Here is a 17,471-nt window from a genome sequence, read left to right as displayed (position 1 = left end):
GCGTACGACATTTCCGGTCGGGAATCAGACGTGACGCCGGTCGGCGAACAGGAAGCCCAGCGCGGTGACGAGCAGCCACACCGGGCCGGTGAAGCCGGCCATGTACTGCAGCGGCGAGATGCCGGCCACCAGCGTCAGGCCGCCGAGCACGACGCCCACCCAGCCGATCCAGCGCGGCGCGGCCGAGTGCTTGAGCGCGGCCGCGGCCACCGCGACGCCCGCGAGCCCGGCCCCGACCCACAGCCACGGGATCGTCGCGATCCAGTGGGCGTAGAAGTCGCCGGACTCGGCCACCAGCTCACCCTTGGGCGCGTTGGCCCCGAACACGAACTCAGTGGTCAGGCCGCTGCCCAGCAGCCCGGCCACCGACACGAGCCCGAGGCCGGACGCGGCGACGGACGGCAGCAGGCTCCCCACCGGGGCCTGCGCCTCCAGCCGGCGCTTGAGGCCGGCCGCGAACACCACGAGCAGGAGCGCGGTGACGATCGTCAGCGTGTGGGTGACGAGGATCGCGACCGTCTGGTCGGCCAGCCGCTCGACCACCTTCTCCGGGTCACCGATGGTGTCGGGGGCGTAGCCGGCGTCGATGGTCAGGCTGGTCTGGATGCTCGCGACCCCGGTGACGCCGGCGGCGACGCCGATCGCGGCCCAGGTGCGGGTGGCGGACTTGTTCTGCTCGCGAGTGGGGGTGGCGGTATACGTGGTGGTCATCGGGGGTTCTCCTTCGGTTGGGAACACCGTGCGACGCCCGGCGTCCCGAGTTCGAGGGCGCCGAGCCCGACTTCCCGGGCTCCCCTACTGGCCGGTTAACCTCTGTTCATGGCGATCTCCACGGAGGCGCAAGCCTGGACCACCGACGTACTCGGTGAGCCGTACGAACAGCGCACGATCCCGCTCGGTCGCGACGACCAGGGCGAGGTCGTGGCGACGCTGATCCGCCGCCGCGCGGAGCAGCCCACCGGACGCGCCGTGCTGCACGTCCACGGATTCGTCGACTACTTCTTCCAGACCCACCTCGCCGACCGCCTGGTCGAGGAGGGCTTCGACTTCTACGCCATCGACCTGCGCAAATACGGCCGGAGCCTGCGTCCGCACCAGACGCCGTACTTCTGCCGAAGCCTCACCGAGTACTTCGCCGACCTCGATGCGGCGGTCGACATCATCCGCGGTGAGGACGCGCACGAGACCGTGCTGGTCCACGCCCACTCCACCGGCGGTCTGATCGCGCCGCTGTGGGCGCACCGGCACCGCACCGAGTCGCTTGTCGACGGCATCGCGTTGAACAGCCCGTTCTTCGACATGAACCAGCCGCGGATGCTGCGCAACGCGATCGACTACTTCGCCGCGCCCCTCGGCACGTTCCGCCCGTACCAGGTGATGCCGGCGCCCTCGTCGAACTACTACGGGCGCAGCCTGCACCGCGACCACAACGGCGAGTGGGACTACGACCTCGCCTGGAAGCCGATGTCCGGCGTGCAGATCCACGCCGGGTGGCTACGCGCGATACGGAACGGACACCGCCGGATCGAGGCCGGCCTCGCGATCGAGGTGCCGGTCTTCGTAGCGTGCTCCACGGCCACGTTCCGGTCGTCGCGGTGGGACGAATCGGTGCTGCGGACGGACGCGGTGCTCGACGTCGAACACATCGCGAGCCGCGCGCACCGGCTCGGCCGCCAGGTCACGCTGGTACGCATCGAGAACGGTGTGCACGACCTCGCGTTGTCCGCCGCTCCGGTGCGTGACCGCTATCTCGAAGAACTTCTACGCTGGGTAGAGGCCTACGTTTGAGCGGGAGTAGCGTCAGACCGTGTACCGCTTCCTGCTGAGCCCGAAGTGGGTTGCCGCGTTCCTGCTGTGCGTCCTGGCCGCCCTGGTCTGCGTACGGCTCGCGCACTGGCAGCTCGACCGGCTCGACCAGAAGCGGGCGATCAACGCGTCGATCACCGCGGCGCGCAACGCGTCCCCGATGCCGCCCGCGGCGGTGCTGAGCACGTCGTCGGCGCCGGGGAAGCGGCAGGAGTACAGCCGGGTGCAGGTCTCCGGCCAGTACGACGCCGAGCGTGAGGTGTTGGTCCGCAACCGGACCTTGAACGCCACCCTGGGCTACTACGTCCTGACGCCGCTGCGCACGACCGACGGCCCGGTGCTGTGGGTGGTGCGGGGCTGGGTCGAGGCCGGTTCCGGCGGCGCGACCCAGATCCCGACGACCGATCCGGCGCCCGGCGGAACCGTGACGATCATCGGGCGGGTCCGCAAGCCCGAGAGCGGGTCCACCGGCTCGGTGCAGGTCAGCGGCCGGAACCTGATCACCCGAATCACGCCGGACGCCTTGACGGCCGGTGGTGGCTCCGCCTACGACGCGTTCGTCGAGCTCGTCTCGCCCGCCGACCCGTCGTTGGAGGCGCTCCCGGCACCGGACGATCTCGACGAAGGCCCCCACCTGGCGTACGCCGTCCAGTGGTACCTGTTCGCGGTCATGTTCATCGTCGGCTACGGCATTTTCGCGCGGAACTACGCCCATCGCGACGACGACCCGCGCGCCACCGTCGCCGAGCCGGAGACCGTGGCGGTCGAAGCCCCCTAGAGTGCCTGCATGGCGCCGATGCTCGAAGGCTTCGACCGATTCGACTTCACGCACCACGGCGTGACCCATCCGGTGTACCGGGCCGGCAACGGCCCCGCGGTGATCGTGATCGCGGAGATCCCGGGCATCACGCCGCGGGTGATCGAGTTCGCCCAGCGGGTGGCCGCGCTCGGGCTCACCGTCTACTTGCCATCACTGTTCGGGATCCCCGGGCGCGCGCCGGACGGCAAGGCCATGGCGACGGCGCTGCGTCACGTCTGCGTCTCCCGGGAGTTCACGCGCTTGGCGCTCCGCAAGGCGTCCCCGGTGACCGTGTGGCTGCGTGCGCTGGCCAAGCAGGCCCACGAGGAGTCGGGCGGCCCCGGCGTCGGCGCGGTCGGCATGTGCTTCACCGGCGGGTTCGCGCTGGCGATGGCCGTCGACCGGCGGATGCTCGCACCGGTGCTGGCCCAGCCGTCGCTGCCGTTCCCGCTGGGCGCGGCCCGCAAGTCCGACGTCGGGCTGGACACCGCGTCGCTGGCCCGGGTGAAGGAACGCTGCGCCGACGAGGGACTGTGCGTGCTCGGGCTCCGCTTCACCGGCGACGGCATCTCGCCCCCCGAGCGCTTCGACCGGCTACGGCGAGAACTGGGCGACGGTTTCGTCGGCGTGGAGATCCCGTCGTCGACCGTGCCGGCCGGGCCGAAAGCCCACTCGGTGCTGACCGAGGATCTGGTGGACGAGCCCGGGCATCCGACGCACGAGGCGCTGGAGCAGGTGCTGCAGTTGTTCCGGGATCGGCTGCTGGTGTGATCTGTGATGCCGGAGGGGCGCTCACCGTTCGTGCGGTGAGCGCCCCTCCCGGTGCTGGTCAGCGGCCGCTGTTGCCGTTTTCGTGCATCATTTCGCCGTGGGTGCGGGCGTCCCAGACGAGGGTCGGGCCGCTACGGAGCGCGGTCGGTTGATCGTCGTCGTCCCGGCGTTCGCGACGGTTTTGGTCGCGGGGATCGCGGTCCCGTGGGTCGCGGGGGTTTTGGCCTCGGGGGTCGCGGTCGCGGGGTGCGCGGTCGCGGAATTCGCGATTGTCGTCGCCGGGTCCAGCCGGCCACTCCGGAGTACCGGGCCATCCACCGGCCGACGGGGGCCCGAACTGACCGGGACCACTCGCGGGCGGACCACCCGCGGGGGGACCACCCAGGGGCGGACCGCCCGGAGGCGGACCACCGAAGGCCGGCCGGTCCGACGGCGGACCACCGAAGGCGGGACCGTCCGACGGCGGGCCGCCAAAGGCGGGACCGTCCGACGGCGGACCACCGAACACCGGGCCGCTCGGGGGCGGGCCACCGAAGGCCGGTCCGTCCGGGCTCGGACCGCCGAAGGCGCCATCGCCCCGCGGTCCGCCGGGCACGGGTCGACCGGGCCGCGGCCCTCCGAACGAACCGTCAGGCCCGCCCACGGGCGGCCCTCCGAACGAGCCGTCCGGTCCCGGCGGGCCCCCGAAAACGGGCCCTCCTTGCGGACCGCCGAACCGACCATCCGGCCCACCGGTGGGCGGACCGCCGAACACGGGCCCACCCGAAACCGGCGGGCCTCCGAAGGGGCTCTCGGGCCCGGGACCACCGAAGGCGCCGTCGTCCGGACCAGGTCCGCCGAACGCACCGTCCGGCCGCGGACCACCGAAGGCGGGTCCGTCCGGTCGCTGACCACCGAACGCGGGTCCGTCCGGCCGCGGACCACCGAACGCGGGTCCGTCCGGCCGCGGACCACCGAACGCGGGTCCGTCCGGACCCGGACCAGCAAACGCGGGCCCGTCCGGACCCAGATCGCCGAACTGCGCGCCGCCGGCTTGGGGGCCGCGCGCTTGAGGGCCGCCGAACGCCGGGCCGCCGGACGTGGGCCCAGCCGGCCGCCGCTCGTCGGATCCCCGGCGCCGATCGCCCCGGTCCCAATCGCTGGGCGGGGGCGGCGGCACCTCCCACTCGCTACCCCCGAAGCCATCCGGACGCCGGAACTGAGCATCCGCCGCTTCCGGCGGAACCCCGATCTCGGTCGGCCGCGGCGGCGGGGCTCCCATCCCGGTGGGAGCACCGAAGTCAGCGGGACGAGGAATCGGCCCACTGGACCGGTTCGGCCCACCGAAGTCCGCCTGCCGTGGCACCGGTCCACTCGAGTCCGGCCCCGAAGGCACAACACCGAGCGGCCCAGGCCCAGCCGGCCCGAACCCGTTCGGACCGTCGCCGCCGGGTCCACCCCGCCCGAACGGCGGTTCCGACCCATCCGAGCTCGGCCCCCGACCGAAGAACGACCCGTCCGGCCCATCAGGACCAGGACGCCCGAACCCGTTCGGACCGGGGCCGTCGGGCCCGGGGCGACCAAACGCCGGACCATCCGGACCATCAGGACCGGGACGGCCGAACACAGGACCATCCGGACGGTCGGGGCCGGGGCCAGGTCGACCGAACGCGGGTCCGTCCGAACGGTCGGGGCCGGGACCGGGACCGGGTCGACCGAACGCGGGTCCGTCCGGGGCGGGTCGATCAAACGCGGGTCCGTCCGCATTGGGCCGACCGAACGCGGATCCGTCAGCATCGGGGCGACCGAACTGGTTCGGGCCGGGGCCGTCCGGAACGGGCCCAGCCGGACCACCGAACGGCGCACCGCCCGGCGGGAACGACGGCACCGGGTGCGTACCGGTCACGCTGACCCGGCCGGGACCAGCCGGACGCCCGGACCGCGGCGACCGAGCCACCGGAATCTCGCTGGTGTCGTCCTCGGCATCGTCGTACGGCGGTCGCGGCAACGGCGGACCGGACCGCGGGCTCACCGGCGGAGCGCTGACCGGCCCGCCCAGCCCCGGCAACTCTCCGGTCGGCCGCTCGAACGACAGCACATCGCGGTCCCGGCTGAACCGCGGATCCGGCACCGGCGGCTGGTCGCCCTGCTCACGAGGATCACGCAGGTCACGAGGATCACGCGGGTCACGCCCTCGACTGGGACGTCCACCGTCGGAGAACTCGTCCGGGAAGCCTCGGAACTGGTCCGGCCGAGCGCCAGGCTCACCCCCGGGCCCTCGACGCCCGGCATCGTCCCGCCCGACCTCCCGAAGCCCCGGCTCACGCGAATTCGAACCTGCCTCGCGGCCGATCGCCTCACGCCGCCCCTGGTCACGACCGTCACGCCCGATCTCACGGAGGCCCGGCTCGAGCGGCCCCCCATCACGCGGGAACCCTTCCCGAGGACCAGCGTCACGCGGGCCACCGTCACGAGGACCACCGTCACGCGGGCCACCATCACGCGGGCCACCATCACGCGGGCCACCGTCACGCGGGAAGCCCTCCAAAGGGCCACGAGCAGCCGGGAAACCCTCTAGCGGACCCCGGGAACTCGGGAAGCCCTCCAGAGGACCTCGCTCACGCGGACCACCGTCATTCGGGAAACCGTCGAGTGGACCACGGTCCATCGGAAAGCTCTCGAGAGGGCCACGATCGCTCGGGAAACCCTCCAGGGGGCCACGCTCACGCGGACCGCCCTCGCCCGGGAATCCGTCGCCAGGAGCACCGGCACGCAGGCCGGGTTCGCGGAAGGCGGGCCCGCGATCGCCGGCGTCCCGAAGACCCGGATCGCGCGGACCGGAACCCGACTCGCGACCAATCGGCTCGGGCTCACGCCCAGCCGACTCGCGACCCTCCCGGCCGCCCACCTCACGCAGCCCTGGATCACGAGGACCACCGTCACGAAGCCCACCATCACGGGGACCACCAGCACGAGGGCCGCCAATATTCGGGGCAGCATCGCGGAGCCCACCGCCGCGCGGAGCACCATCACGGGGCCCGCCGGCAGTCGGGCCGACGTCGAGAGGACCGCCAGCACGCGGATCACCGTCACGAGGCCCACCAGCGCCCGGCCCACCATCACGCGGACCGCCAGCACCTGGCCCACCATCGCGAGGGCCGCCGACACGCGGGCCAGGCTCGCGGAGCCCTTCGACACGCGGACCGGAATCGCGAAGCCCATCAGCACGCGGCCCGAGATCGCGCGGACCTCCGGCAACCGCGCCGGCGTCGCGGGGAGCCCCGTCACGTGGGTCGGGCGCGCGGGTGCCGGACGGCGGGCCGAACTCCGGGGGTGCACCGAGCACCGTGGTCGGAGGCGGACCGGCGACCACGGGAGGCTCGCCGAGCCCTGGTCCGGCGTCACCGTTCGAGCGTGCGGCAACCGCGTCCGGCTCCGGGCGACCCGGCTTCGACGGGCCGCTCGGCGGAATCGGACCGCTCACCGGGTACGGGCCGCGCCGGGGCTTCTCCGGACCCGGGCGTCCACCGCGGTCACCCGACGGCATCGGACGGCGCGGCTGGGTGAGGCGCACCCCTGTCTCGCTGGGCGGCGCATCCGGCGTCGATGGTTGTCCGTGGCGACCTCCCGACGGCTGCGACGAGAACGGATCCTCGTCCAGGCCACCGGTGAGGGTTGCGATCGGGTCGTTCAGCGGGTCGACGGGGCGGATCTCTGCGGTCCGGTCGGTCGGTTCGTCCACGGCCGCGTGTGAGGTCGGTGGTCCGAGCCGTCGCACCGTCGGAGTGTCCGCGGCGCCGTGACGCCCCGCATCGGGCCGGTCGCCCGACGCACCGATCGTCTCCGGACGAACAGCGCCGCCCGCACGTGCGGGATCGTCGAAGCGCGCGGCGGTCCCCGGGCGGACGGGCTCGTCCCCTCGCGCGGGGCCATCCGGCCGCACCGGCTCCGGCCGCCGATCGCCGCCCGTGGACACGACACTCAGCCCGCTCACCGGCGAAACCGGCCGCGCCGGACCATCGGCACGACCCAGGTCGTCGTCCCCCGGACGAGCCGAACCGCTGCCGACGGCGTCAGCACGATCCGGCGTGTCGCCAGGGCCGCGGCCCGGTCCCGGCTCGTCGGTACGGCCCGAGGAGCCGTCCTGGGTCGGCGCGTCGGAGCTACTCGTTCCCGCCCCGCTGCCGACCACGGTCAGGCCCGGCCCCCGAGCGGGACTCACCGGCTCCGCACCGATCCGACGCGCCGCGCGGCCACCGCGCACGACCGCAGACCGCCCCGGCTCGTCACCGGCAGCCCCGCTCGGCTCGGGGGACGACGTCGCAGGGGGGTGGGGTTCCGCCGGGCCGTCCGTCACCGGAGGCAACGGCTCCCGTCCCGTCGGAGTCCCGCCCGCACCCTGCGGACGACCCGCTCCGTCCCGAGTACCCGGCCCGGACTTACCACGCGAACTGAGCTCGGAGATGAGCTCGGACAACGGACTGGGCCCACCGAGCGCGGCCGCCCCGGTGTCCGGCGCAGCCAAGGGCGTAGGAACAGCACCATCGGGAGCCGCGGTCACCGGAGGCTTCGGCCCGGGACGCGGCTCCGCCCCCAACCCGCTCGGGTACGGCACCGACGAGTAAGGCCGGCTCTGCGTGGCGTCGCTCTGCTCGACGTCGGTATCAACACGGCCGAAACCGGACGACCGACCGAAACCATGTCCTTGGTCGCCGATGTCCAACAAAAGCGTGCCCACCGAGGAGCGCCAGACGCCCAATGTGGACACGGTCAGCGGAAGACCATTCTCCACCAGCAGCTGGAACGTGGCGGTGGTGCGATCGGCCAGCTCACCGGCGACCAGCACCAGCTTGGGGTTGCCCGCGAGCTTGCTGATGCCTTCGTCCTCGGAGAACCGCTGCCAGTCGCTCCAGAAGATGTCCTCGCCGCGCCAGTACAGCGACGCGAGTTCCTCCAGAGTGGCCGCGCGGGCCCAACCGAAATACTCGAGACACTCCGCTAACTCGTTGCGGTCGACGCGCTGCCGTGCGTGTATAACAACGAGGCGGCCCTCGCTGTCCACGGCGATGAGCGTGGGGTTGCCGCCTGCGCTGAGCGTCGGGCGCTGCTGGATGCGAAGTAATCGGGTGCCGTAGACGGGATCAGGGTCACGCCATAACGCGTCCTCGATCTGCCGGTCGAAGTCTCCGACCGCTTGGTCCAGTCGCTGAAGCGGGACCAGGCCGTCGGGCCCGACCTCGAAGAGCGGCATGAAGTCCTAACCTCCTACATCGGTTCGACACCGACGATCCGCCCGGTTCAGTCGTCGCGCCGCACCGCATCCGGGTCGTGAGTCACCCGACGAGGTACGCCGGAAGACCGCTGGTAGCCCCGGACATCTGTGTTCGGGTCGTTACCCGGCGACCTGTTCCGCTAAAGGCCGCTTTCGCAGCCTGCCACACTCGTGGTGATCATGGTGCTCCCGGCAAAATGAATGGCTGCCCGGCTGGGGCGCCCTCGTCGATCAGTCTGATCAGTGCGTTCGTGTCCAGGTGTCGCTCGACGAGATTAGCCAGCGCGTCCAAAGCCTCGGCTCTGACCTGCTGATATGCAGTATCGGGCGGAACCACGAACCCGACCAATGACCGTTGGTCGGATATTTCGGCCAGCAGGCGCCTGCGGAAGCCGTCGGACTCCAGCGCCCCGTGCCAGTGCGTGCCGTACACCACCCCAGCACCCTCGGTGTACCGGACCCCCTCGGCGCCTCCGGAATCGGATGTGATCCAGGCCGGCACATTCGGCGCGCGATCGGTCACCTGGCCGTGGTGGATCTCATACCCGGTCACGACCTCACCGGAGCTGCGCCCCGTCGGCCGACCGAGCGTTTTCTCCGCCGCGAAGGTGATTTCGACCGGTGCGAGTCCCAGGCCGTCGACTGTCCCTTTTTTACTTTCGACGTCGTCCGCGATCGTCCGTGCGAGCATCTGGAACCCTCCGCAGATGCCGACGATCGGGCGGCCGGCGGCGTGGTGGGCGACGATCGCGTCGGCGAGACCGGTGCGGCGCAGCCAGGCCAGGTCGTCGACGGTCTCGCGGGTGCCGGGGACGACCACCAGATCGGCGTCGGCAAGCGCGGCCGGATGCCGTACGAGGCGCACCTGGACGCCCGGCTCCGCCGCGAGCGCGTCGAGATCCGTGACGTTCGACATCCGCGGCAGCCGCGGCACGGCGATTCGCAGCCAGGAGCTACCGAGCGGCGGTGCTCCGCGCCCGATCACCCCGTCGGGGCTGTACGACAGCGAGTCCTCGGCGTCGAGCCAGAGACCGTCCACCCACGGAAGGGTGCCGAGAACCGGACGTCCGGTGATCGCGGTGAGCTGGTCGATCCCCGGCGAGAGCAGGCGGGCGTCACCGCGGAACTTGTTGATGACGAAACCGCTGACCAGCTGCTGATCCTCTTCGCTCAGCAGAGCCAGCGTGCCGAACAACGAGGCGAAAACCCCACCGCGGTCGATGTCACCCACGACGATCGTCGGGAGGTTCGCCGGGCGCGCCAGGCCCATGTTGGCGATGTCGGTCGCGCGGAGGTTGATCTCCGTCGGGCTTCCCGCTCCTTCGCAGATGACGACGTCGAAGTCGCGGCGCAGGTCGTCGAGTGCACCGAGCACCAGCTCGAGGAGCCTGGGCTTGACGTCGCGATAGGACATCGCGCTCACCTCACCGGCGGCGCGACCCTGCACGACCAGGTGCGACCTGCGATCACTGCCCGGCTTGAGGAGCACCGGGTTGAACCGGACACTCGGAGCGAGCCCGCACGCCTCGGCCTGAAGAGCCTGCGCCCGACCGATCTCGCCGCCGTCGGGCGTCACGACCGCGTTGTTGCTCATGTTCTGCGCTTTGAAAGGCGCTACGCGGACGCCCTGGCGAGCGAGCCATCGGCAGATGCCTGCGGTGAGCAAGCTCTTACCGGCATCGGACGTGGCCCCGGCGACCAGCAGAGCACCCTTCACGCGGTGGCCCTCGCGCGGCGCGGGCCGGAGCGCGATGTCATCGCGGCGCGGAGGGACAGCGCGATCGCGCCGAGGGCGGCGGCGGTGGCCCCGACGAGGAAGGAGAGACGGGCGGCGGGAGTGATGTCGGCCGGTTCCGCGGCCCGCCCGTCGCCGAGCACGGGACGCTCGTCCACGGTTCCGCCGTAGGTGTTGCGCCCGCCGAGCCGGATGCCCAGCGCGCCCGCGGTGGCGGCTTCGCACTGGCCGGCGTTGGGGCTGGGGTGCGCGTTGCCGTCGCGCCGCCAGGTGCGCCAGGCGTCAGCGGCGGAGTCGCGCCGGACCGCCGGGGCCGCGCCGATGGTGAGCAGGGCGGTCAGCCGGGACGGCGCGAGGTTGAGCAGGTCGTCGAAGCGGGCGGATGCCCAGCCGAACTCGGCGTAACGCGGCGAACGATGCCCGACCATCGCGTCGAGCGTGTTGGCCGCCCGATACCCCACCAGACCGGGCAGACCCGCTACCGCGCCCCAGAAATAGGGGGCCACGACCGCGTCCGCGGTGTTCTCCGCGACCGATTCGACGACCGCGCGGGCAACCGCCGGCGGCTCGAGACCGGACGGGTCGCGTCCGCACAGGTGGGAGAGGCGCGCGCGGGCTCCGGGCAGGTCGTCGGCGGCGAGCAGGCGGTCCATCGCGGCCGCCTCGCGACGCAGCGACGTACCCCCGACCACCGCCCAGGTGGTGACCGCCGTGGCCGCGGCACGGAGGACCGGGCGCCGGCGGGTGAGCCGGTCGACCGCGACACCGGCCACCACCGGAGCCCCCACCGCCAGCGCCGCGAAGAGGGCTCCCCGCGCACGGGTCGGGGCGTAGAGACGTCGTTCGAGCGCTCCGGCGAAACGGCCGAAGACGGCGACCGGGTGGCCGCGACGCGGGTCGGGAACGACGTGGTCGAGCAGTGCGCCGAGGGCGAGGCCGGTGGCCGTGGCGAGCAGGTCGGAGCGGGACGGGGCGGACACCGCTCGAGCCTACGTTCGCCGGTGGGCGGCCATAGCAGGGCGGGCTTCCGTGTGCGGATATCCACAGCCGGGCCGGTTGTCCCCAGGGCCGGGCGAGGGCTCTGACGCGGGGCGGGTGGCGCGGGGACCGTGGGACCGCGCCCGGGTGTCCGGGCAGACCATTCGCGGAAGCAGGGAACTCCAGATGAACGAGACGATCACCACGATCGTGGGGAACGTCGTCGACGCTCCGACTAAACGGACCCTCGAATCCGGCGTCAGCGTCACGTCGTTCCGAGTGGCCTCCACCGCCCGGCGGTTCGACCGGGTGACCAACCGCTGGACCGATGGCGACTCGCTCTTCCTCAAGGTGACGTGCTGGCGCGCGCTGTCGGAGAACACCTCGGCCTGTGTGGTCAAGGGTGACCCGGTCATCGTCACCGGGCGCCTGTTCAGCCGCACCTACGAGGTGGTCGACGGGAAGCGGGCCTCCTACGAGATCGAAGCCACCGCCATCGGCTTCGACCTCAACCGCGGCCGGGGCGACTTCAAGCGGGTGTCCGCCACCCGGGCGGTCACCGTCGACGACGTGGGCCCCGACCGCATGCCGACCGGCAGCTCGATCGACGCGCACATCTCGAGCGGCGCGGTCACCGCCGACGGTGCGGCATCCGAGGGCTCGCCGGACGACGCTTTCGACGAGCCGGACGTCGACGCCGGGGAGGCGTTCGAGAACGCCTCCCCGGTCCGCCCGGAGTCCTCGGTCTCGGGTGGCGACGAGAGCGGGGGCGCGGAGACCGGCTCGAGTGGTGGAGCCGCGGAGACCGGCTCTAGCGGCGGAGCCGCGGAGACCGGCTCTAGCGGCGGAGCCGCGGAGACCGGCTCGAGTGGTGGAGCCGCGGAGACCGGCTCTAGCGGCGGAGCCGCGGAGACCGGCTCTAGCGGCGGAGCCGCGGAGACCGGCTCGAGTGGTGGAGCCGGCTCGAGCGGTGGAGCCGCGGGAGCGCCGGCGGAGGAGTCGGGCGGGGCGCGGAAGGAGAAGTCGGCGGCGAGCGGAGCGGCGCCGGTGCCGACTCCCCGGCCGCCGGCTCGTCGTCGGGGAGCGGCTCCGGTTCCGGCCTGAGAGCGGTCGGTCCGGCTCGAAGCCGGCCCCACGGGTCGGGCCGACCGGCCCGGCCGACGCGCTGCCGTCGGCCGGGCTCCGGCCCGACCCGGGTGGGCGTTTTCGCTGGATCAGGCGGTGGCGATCGGGCGGCGATTGATCACCGGGTAGGGCATGCGGACGGCCGGCTCCGTGCGATCGGAGGCCTCGGGATCCGCGGGTTCGGGTTCGTACGGCAAAGCAATTCGGGTAACGAGGAGGTCCCCCGTGTACCGCGTCCGTCCTTCCAGACCGAGTCGGTGCAGCATCGCGCGGAGCGCCCGGTTCTCCGGGCCGCCGAACGACACCGCCTCACGGTGTCCCAACTCGTATGCGACGTGCAGCGCGTGCTTGGCGAGGATCGCGCCGAGTCCACGACGCCGGTGGTCCTCGCGCACGAGAACCCCGAAGTCGGCGACGGGGACGTGCCCGGTGATCTGGGCGATCCCGACGAGCCGGAATCCGTTGAACGCCACGAGCGTGCAGCTACCGGGCACCGCCGCGAGGCACTGTTCCGGATCCGTCAGCGCCGGGGGTGGTGTGCCCGGGTACCGGTCGCGTAGCGACGCGGGCGCCGATCGGCGGTGCAGGTCGGCCACCGCCGCGGCGTCGCGCGGCCGGGCCGGGCGGATGGCGACCACGGTTCCGCCTACCAGCGCGGCATGGACCACCGCGGGGGTCAACACCTGGATCGCCGACGGTTCGGCCACCGACGCCTTCGCGGGCGATGTGAGCGGGCCGGCTACGTCCGGGCCGGCTGGGGCCGGACTGGCTACGTCCGGGCCGGCTGGGGCCGGACCGACCACATTCGGGCCGGCCGGAGTCGACGCGGTCGCGGGCGTGGTCACGAGCCAGCCTCCCGGCGGCCGTTCGGCCCCGCTGTTCCCCACCCGCTTCACCTCCGCGTTGCTTGCGGTTGGGGCAAGCGTGCTCGGCCACTGTTTCCGGGGCGTCACATGAGGGTGATAAGTCTGATTCGGCGCTTCGGCGGGCTAGTGAGGCGGGGCGGCGCGGTCCAGGAGGGTGTCGATCGCGGTGCCGCGCGGCAAGGTTCCGAACGCGTATCCGCTCTCGCCCCCGAGCCGCGAACCACAGAACGCGCTCGCCACGTCCTCCGGTGCGTGACGCACCAGCAGCGCACCTTGCAGCACCAGCGCGAACCGCTCGACCAGCCGGCGTGCGCGGTACTCCCACTCGTGGGTGTCGGCCAGCTCCCGCTGGAGCGACGTCCACGCCGCGTCCAACCGGCTGTCGGCCCCGAGCGACCCCTCGACCTCCTCCGAGTACGCCGCGAACGCCTCCGGCGAACGGCCCAGCGCCCGCAGGACGTCCAGGGCGTTGACGTTGCCCGAGCCCTCCCAGATGCCGTTGAGCGGCGCCTCCCGGTAGAGCCGGGGCATTCCGCTCTCCTCGACGTACCCGTTGCCACCGAGGCACTCCAGCGCCTCGGCCACGAACGCCGGCTGACGCTTGCACACCCAGTACTTGCCGATCGCGGTGGCCAGCCGTCCGAACGCCTTCTCCTGGTCGTTCCCGAACTGGGCCCGGTCCACCGCTCCGGCCAGACGCAGTGCCAGCGTGGTCGCGGCCTCCGACTCCAGCGCGAGGTCCGCGAGCACGTTGCCCATGAGGGGCTGGTCGATCAGCAGCCGGCCGAACGCCGCCCGGTGCCGCGTGTGGTGCACGGCCTGCACGAGCGCCGCACGCATACCCGCCGCCGAGCCGATGACGTTGTCCAGACGCGTCAACGACACCATCTCGATGATCGTCCGGACACCGCGTCCTTCCGGGCCGACCAGCCAGGCCACCGTGTCGTCGAACTCCGGCTCGGAGCTGGCGTTGCTGCGGTTGCCGAGCTTGTCCTTCAGCCGTTGGATACGGAAGGTGTTCCGGGTGCCGTCCGGCAGCACCCGCGGCACGAGGAAGCACGACAAGCCTCCCGGCGCCTGCGCCAGCACCAGGAAGACGTCGTTCATCGGCGCGCTGGTGAACCACTTGTGCCCGCGCAGACGCCAGGTTCCGTCGCCGGCGTCCCGGGCCACCGTCGTGTTCGACCGGACGTCGGAACCGCCCTGCTTCTCGGTCATGCCCATGCCGGCGAGCAGCCCGCGCTTGGTCGTCGGCACCCGCAGCCCGAAGTCGTAGACCCGACTCGCGAGCAGCGGTTCGTACACGTCCGCCAGGTCGGGTGCGGCGCGCAGCGCGGGTACGGCCGCATAGGTCATCACCAGCGGGCAGAGGTGCCCCGCCTCCACCTGACCGGCGACGAACACACCCGCGGCCCGCGCGACGTGCGCACCGACCCGATCGTCGGCCCAGGGCGTGGCGCCGAGGCCGGCGCCGACCGACACCTCCATCAGCCGGTGCCAGGAGGGGTGGAACTCGACCTCGTCGACGCGGTGGCCGTACCGGTCGTGGGTGCGCAGGACGGGCTCGTACCGGTTCGCTTCGTCGGCCCAGGTCTGGGCCTCCGCGCTGCTCGCCCAGACACCGAGCTCGTGCAGCTCCGGGAGGAACCAGGACGCGCCCTCACGCACCACGCCCGCGAGCAGCGCCGCGTCGTCCGCGACGTCGTGGCCGACCAGCGGCGGCGGTTGATTCGTGACGCCGTGCGTGGCGGTGGAGACCGAAGAATCTGTCACAGCCTCGGACATGTCGCCTCCCGGACGTGCACGCCGGCGCACCGGAGCGCCAGCGCGGTGAGCTCCGACACCAGCGAGCGGGCGCCGGGCCCGTCCACCGGTTCGGAGAGCTGGCCGATCAGTACTTCTGCGACGCCGCCGGTGAGCGCCGCGGCGGTGACCGCGGCGTCCTGCGGCACCATCTCGCCCTTGCCGACCCCTTCGGCGATGAGCGCCGCGAACACGTCGTTGTACCGCCGCCGGTACGTCAGCCGCTCGATCAGCACCGGCGGATCGGCGGGTTCGGCGATGAGCGCGTACGCCAGCTGCCGCCCGAGAATGGCCCGCTGCGCGAACAGCCCGACGCCCTGCGCGAGCCGCTCGGCGGTGGACACCGGCTCGGCCGCGGTGAGCACGGTCGCGAGCACCTCGAGCTCCCGCTGGGTGGCGCGCCGGAACACCTCGGCGGCCAGCGCGCCCTTGTTCGGGAAATGCTGGTACACGGCGCCGGTCGAGATGCCGGTCGCGGTGGCCACTGCGGCGACCGTGGCGCCGGACCACCCCTGTACCGCGATGATGCTCGTCGCCTCGGCCACGAGCCGTTCTCGCACCGCCGCTCGACGGTGCGCGACCCGCGGAGGCTGGCGGTACGGCACGGAAGCAGTGAACCAGAGTTCATTGCTTCCGTACAGGCTTTCGCGATGTCCCGAAATGCGACCGGGTGCGCACGTTCACAGTGTTCACTTCACGAGAAAACCGCCTCGTGTCATTGCTACTGGCTCACGGAGTAACGACACTTCACGGAAGGCGCTGGCGCCCCAGTCAGTGCGTGGATTTTGTCGTCTACAGGACGTAGAATTTGCCCATGATTCCGCCCCTGTCCGGCGAGACCGGCGACGCGGTCGGCCGCGCGCTCGATCTGCTCCGGATCCGCTTGCTGGCCGACGCCGCGACCCACCAGCAGGCCGCGAATCACCCACCCACCACCCCGCGCTGCCACACCGCCGGCACCTCCCCCCGCCGAGGCACCGCCGCGTAGCCCCCCGCGCCCTCGCCGCACGGCCACGGCCCCATCAGCCGCGCGGCCGTGCGGCCGTGCGCCACGCGACGCGCCGCGGCCGTGCACCACGCGGCGCAACACAGCCGTGCACCACGCGGCGCAACACAGCCGTGCACCACGCGGCGCAACACAGCCGTGCACCACGCGGCGCAACACAGCCGTGCACCACGCGGCGCAACACAGCCATGCACCACGCGACGCAACACAGCCATGCACCACGCGGCACAACACAGCCATGCACCACGCGGCACAACACAGCCGTGCACCACGCGGCGCAACACAGCCATGCACCACGCGGCACAACACAGCCATGCACCACGCGGCGCAACACAGCCATGCACCACGCGGCGCAAAATCGCTGTCCAGGCGCGCCGCGTTGCACGGTGTCACCGCGCCGGGAGCGATGCACCACCGCGCCGCCCGAACATCGCCGCGCCCGCATGCAGCACCCGCACCGCGACACCGACTCCCCGCCGCGCACAACCGCACCATGCGCACGACCGCACTACAGCACCCAGCCCGACCCACGATCACCGCGACACGCGCTCAGCCGACGCCCCGATCTCACCCCGCCACACCCGCCGACATCGCCCTCACCCCGCCACGCCTGCCGACGTCCGCCCTCACCCCGGCACACCGGCCGGTGTCAGCGTGCGGACCACCTGGTCCACGAACCCGTACTCCTGCGCCTCCGGCGCCGTGAACCAGCGGTCCCGGTCCGAGTCCTCCTCGATCCGCTCCAGCGGCTGTCCCGTGTGCTGCGCGATCAACTCCGCCATCGTCTTCTTCGTGTGCAGCATCTGCTCGGCCTGGATGCGGATCTCGGTCTCCGTACCGCCGAATCCTCCGTGCGGCTGGTGCATCACGATCCGTGAGTGCGGCAGCGCATACCGCTTGCCCCGCGTCCCGGCGCAGAGCAGGAACTGCCCCATCGAGGCGGCGAAACCCAGTGCCACCGTGCTGACGTCGTTACTGACCCACTGCATCGTGTCGTAGATCCCCATTCCGGCGGTCACCGATCCGCCCGGCGAATTGATGTACAGCCAGATGTCCCGCTCCGGATCTTCCGCGTTCAGCAACAAGAGCTGTGCGCAAATGGCATTCGCTACCGAATCGTTCACCTCGCTGCCCAGAAAAACGATTCGGTCACGTAGCAAGCGTGAATAGACCTGCTCGTCCAACCCTCCCCCGCTCGGCACCGGCGCCGACGAGAACGGCATGGATGCTCGTACCACCGGCAGCGTCGACCAGTACGGGACGGTGTCCGTCGCGCGGCCGGAAACGCGGGGACGCGACGTCGAAACAGAATTTTTCGGCATGGGTAAGAC

General features: G+C 72.1%; 13 protein-coding genes. 5 read left to right on the top strand and 8 right to left on the bottom strand.

Features of this window, described 5'->3' with window-relative positions:
* Positions 1 to 24: 24 nt before the first annotated feature.
* Entirely contained in the window at positions 25 to 711 is a 687-nt protein-coding gene (locus CRYAR_RS06750; RefSeq protein WP_035849134.1) for a hypothetical protein, read from the bottom strand.
* A gap of 108 nt (positions 712 to 819) precedes the next feature.
* Here CRYAR_RS06750 and CRYAR_RS06745 point away from each other — a divergent pair, with 108 nt between their 5' ends.
* The 3 genes from CRYAR_RS06745 to CRYAR_RS06735 are packed head-to-tail and all read left to right on the top strand — an operon-like array spanning position 820 to position 3,376.
* Positions 820 to 1,788, top strand: a complete 969-nt coding sequence (locus CRYAR_RS06745) for an alpha/beta hydrolase (protein ID WP_063725672.1) — start codon at positions 820 to 822, stop codon at positions 1,786 to 1,788.
* Between the two features lie 19 nt (positions 1,789 to 1,807).
* Positions 1,808 to 2,584, top strand: a complete 777-nt coding sequence (locus CRYAR_RS06740; RefSeq protein ID WP_051569851.1) for an SURF1 family cytochrome oxidase biogenesis protein — start codon at positions 1,808 to 1,810, stop codon at positions 2,582 to 2,584.
* Positions 2,585 to 2,593: 9 nt separating this feature from the next.
* Complete coding sequence (locus tag CRYAR_RS06735) at positions 2,594 to 3,376, top strand: dienelactone hydrolase family protein (protein ID WP_035849132.1); 783 nt, start codon at positions 2,594 to 2,596, stop codon at positions 3,374 to 3,376.
* 2,553 nt (positions 3,377 to 5,929) lie between these two features.
* Here the strand turns inward: CRYAR_RS06735 and CRYAR_RS06725 are convergent.
* The 3 genes from CRYAR_RS06725 to CRYAR_RS06715 form a co-directional block, all read right to left on the bottom strand.
* Positions 5,930 to 6,643 (bottom strand): hypothetical protein, encoded by a 714-nt coding sequence (locus CRYAR_RS06725; protein WP_035849128.1) that lies wholly within the window; start codon positions 6,641 to 6,643, stop codon positions 5,930 to 5,932.
* A 2,162-nt stretch (positions 6,644 to 8,805) separates the two neighbouring features.
* A complete protein-coding gene (locus CRYAR_RS06720; RefSeq protein WP_035849125.1) occupies positions 8,806 to 10,344 on the bottom strand; it encodes a cobyric acid synthase in 1,539 nt (512 codons plus the stop codon).
* The gene (locus CRYAR_RS06715) at positions 10,341 to 11,342 is read right to left on the bottom strand and encodes a cobalamin biosynthesis protein (RefSeq protein WP_245620407.1); all 1,002 of its coding nucleotides are present in this window, start codon (positions 11,340 to 11,342) and stop codon (positions 10,341 to 10,343) included. The genes CRYAR_RS06720 and CRYAR_RS06715 overlap by 4 nt, the downstream gene beginning before the upstream one ends.
* Positions 11,343 to 11,526: 184 nt before the next feature.
* Here CRYAR_RS06715 and CRYAR_RS42825 point away from each other — a divergent pair, with 184 nt between their 5' ends.
* Positions 11,527 to 12,444: a single-stranded DNA-binding protein gene (locus CRYAR_RS42825; RefSeq protein ID WP_051569850.1), complete on the top strand. Its 918-nt coding sequence runs from the start codon at positions 11,527 to 11,529 to the stop codon at positions 12,442 to 12,444.
* 110 nt (positions 12,445 to 12,554) lie between these two features.
* Here the strand turns inward: CRYAR_RS42825 and CRYAR_RS06705 are convergent, their stop codons facing one another.
* The 3 genes from CRYAR_RS06705 to CRYAR_RS06695 all read right to left on the bottom strand — a co-directional run bounded on the left by CRYAR_RS06705 (position 12,555) and on the right by CRYAR_RS06695 (position 15,694).
* The gene (locus tag CRYAR_RS06705; RefSeq protein WP_035849123.1) at positions 12,555 to 13,172 is read right to left on the bottom strand and encodes a GNAT family N-acetyltransferase; all 618 of its coding nucleotides are present in this window, start codon (positions 13,170 to 13,172) and stop codon (positions 12,555 to 12,557) included.
* A gap of 282 nt (positions 13,173 to 13,454) precedes the next feature.
* Complete coding sequence (locus CRYAR_RS06700; protein ID WP_035849121.1) at positions 13,455 to 15,116, bottom strand: acyl-CoA dehydrogenase family protein; 1,662 nt, start codon at positions 15,114 to 15,116, stop codon at positions 13,455 to 13,457.
* Positions 15,101 to 15,694: a TetR/AcrR family transcriptional regulator gene (locus CRYAR_RS06695; protein ID WP_211247299.1), complete on the bottom strand. Its 594-nt coding sequence runs from the start codon at positions 15,692 to 15,694 to the stop codon at positions 15,101 to 15,103. The genes CRYAR_RS06700 and CRYAR_RS06695 overlap by 16 nt, the downstream gene beginning before the upstream one ends.
* A 254-nt stretch (positions 15,695 to 15,948) precedes the next feature.
* On the opposite strand from CRYAR_RS06695, the gene CRYAR_RS46840 reads away from it, so the two are divergent.
* Positions 15,949 to 16,122 carry a hypothetical protein gene (locus CRYAR_RS46840; RefSeq protein WP_157017441.1) on the top strand — a complete coding sequence of 58 codons (174 nt, stop codon included), beginning with the start codon at positions 15,949 to 15,951 and terminating at the stop codon, positions 16,120 to 16,122.
* Between the two features lie 644 nt (positions 16,123 to 16,766).
* Here the strand turns inward: CRYAR_RS46840 and CRYAR_RS06690 are convergent.
* A complete protein-coding gene (locus CRYAR_RS06690) occupies positions 16,767 to 17,363 on the bottom strand; it encodes an ATP-dependent Clp protease proteolytic subunit (protein WP_035849120.1) in 597 nt (198 codons plus the stop codon).
* Positions 17,364 to 17,471 lie beyond the last annotated feature (108 nt).

This window comes from Cryptosporangium arvum DSM 44712 (assembly GCF_000585375.1).
In the GTDB taxonomy this organism is placed as follows: domain Bacteria; phylum Actinomycetota; class Actinomycetes; order Mycobacteriales; family Cryptosporangiaceae; genus Cryptosporangium; species Cryptosporangium arvum.
Note: the sequence above shows the minus strand (reverse complement) of the source record. Positions and strands in the feature narration are given on the sequence as shown.

What these genes read in the sequence shown, in the direction of transcription:
- CRYAR_RS06750 (WP_035849134.1), bottom strand. Translation starts at nt 711, where the DNA reads ATGACCACCACGTATACCGCCACCCCCACTCGCGAGCAGAACAAGTCC.
- CRYAR_RS06745 (WP_063725672.1), top strand. Translation starts at nt 820, where the DNA reads ATGGCGATCTCCACGGAGGCGCAAGCCTGGACCACCGACGTACTCGGT.
- CRYAR_RS06735 (WP_035849132.1), top strand. Translation starts at nt 2,594, where the DNA reads ATGGCGCCGATGCTCGAAGGCTTCGACCGATTCGACTTCACGCACCAC.
- CRYAR_RS42825 (WP_051569850.1), top strand. Translation starts at nt 11,527, where the DNA reads ATGAACGAGACGATCACCACGATCGTGGGGAACGTCGTCGACGCTCCG.
- CRYAR_RS06700 (WP_035849121.1), bottom strand. Translation starts at nt 15,116, where the DNA reads ATGTCCGAGGCTGTGACAGATTCTTCGGTCTCCACCGCCACGCACGGC.
- CRYAR_RS46840 (WP_157017441.1), top strand. Translation starts at nt 15,949, where the DNA reads ATGATTCCGCCCCTGTCCGGCGAGACCGGCGACGCGGTCGGCCGCGCG.
- CRYAR_RS06690 (WP_035849120.1), bottom strand. Translation starts at nt 17,363, where the DNA reads ATGCCGTTCTCGTCGGCGCCGGTGCCGAGCGGGGGAGGGTTGGACGAG.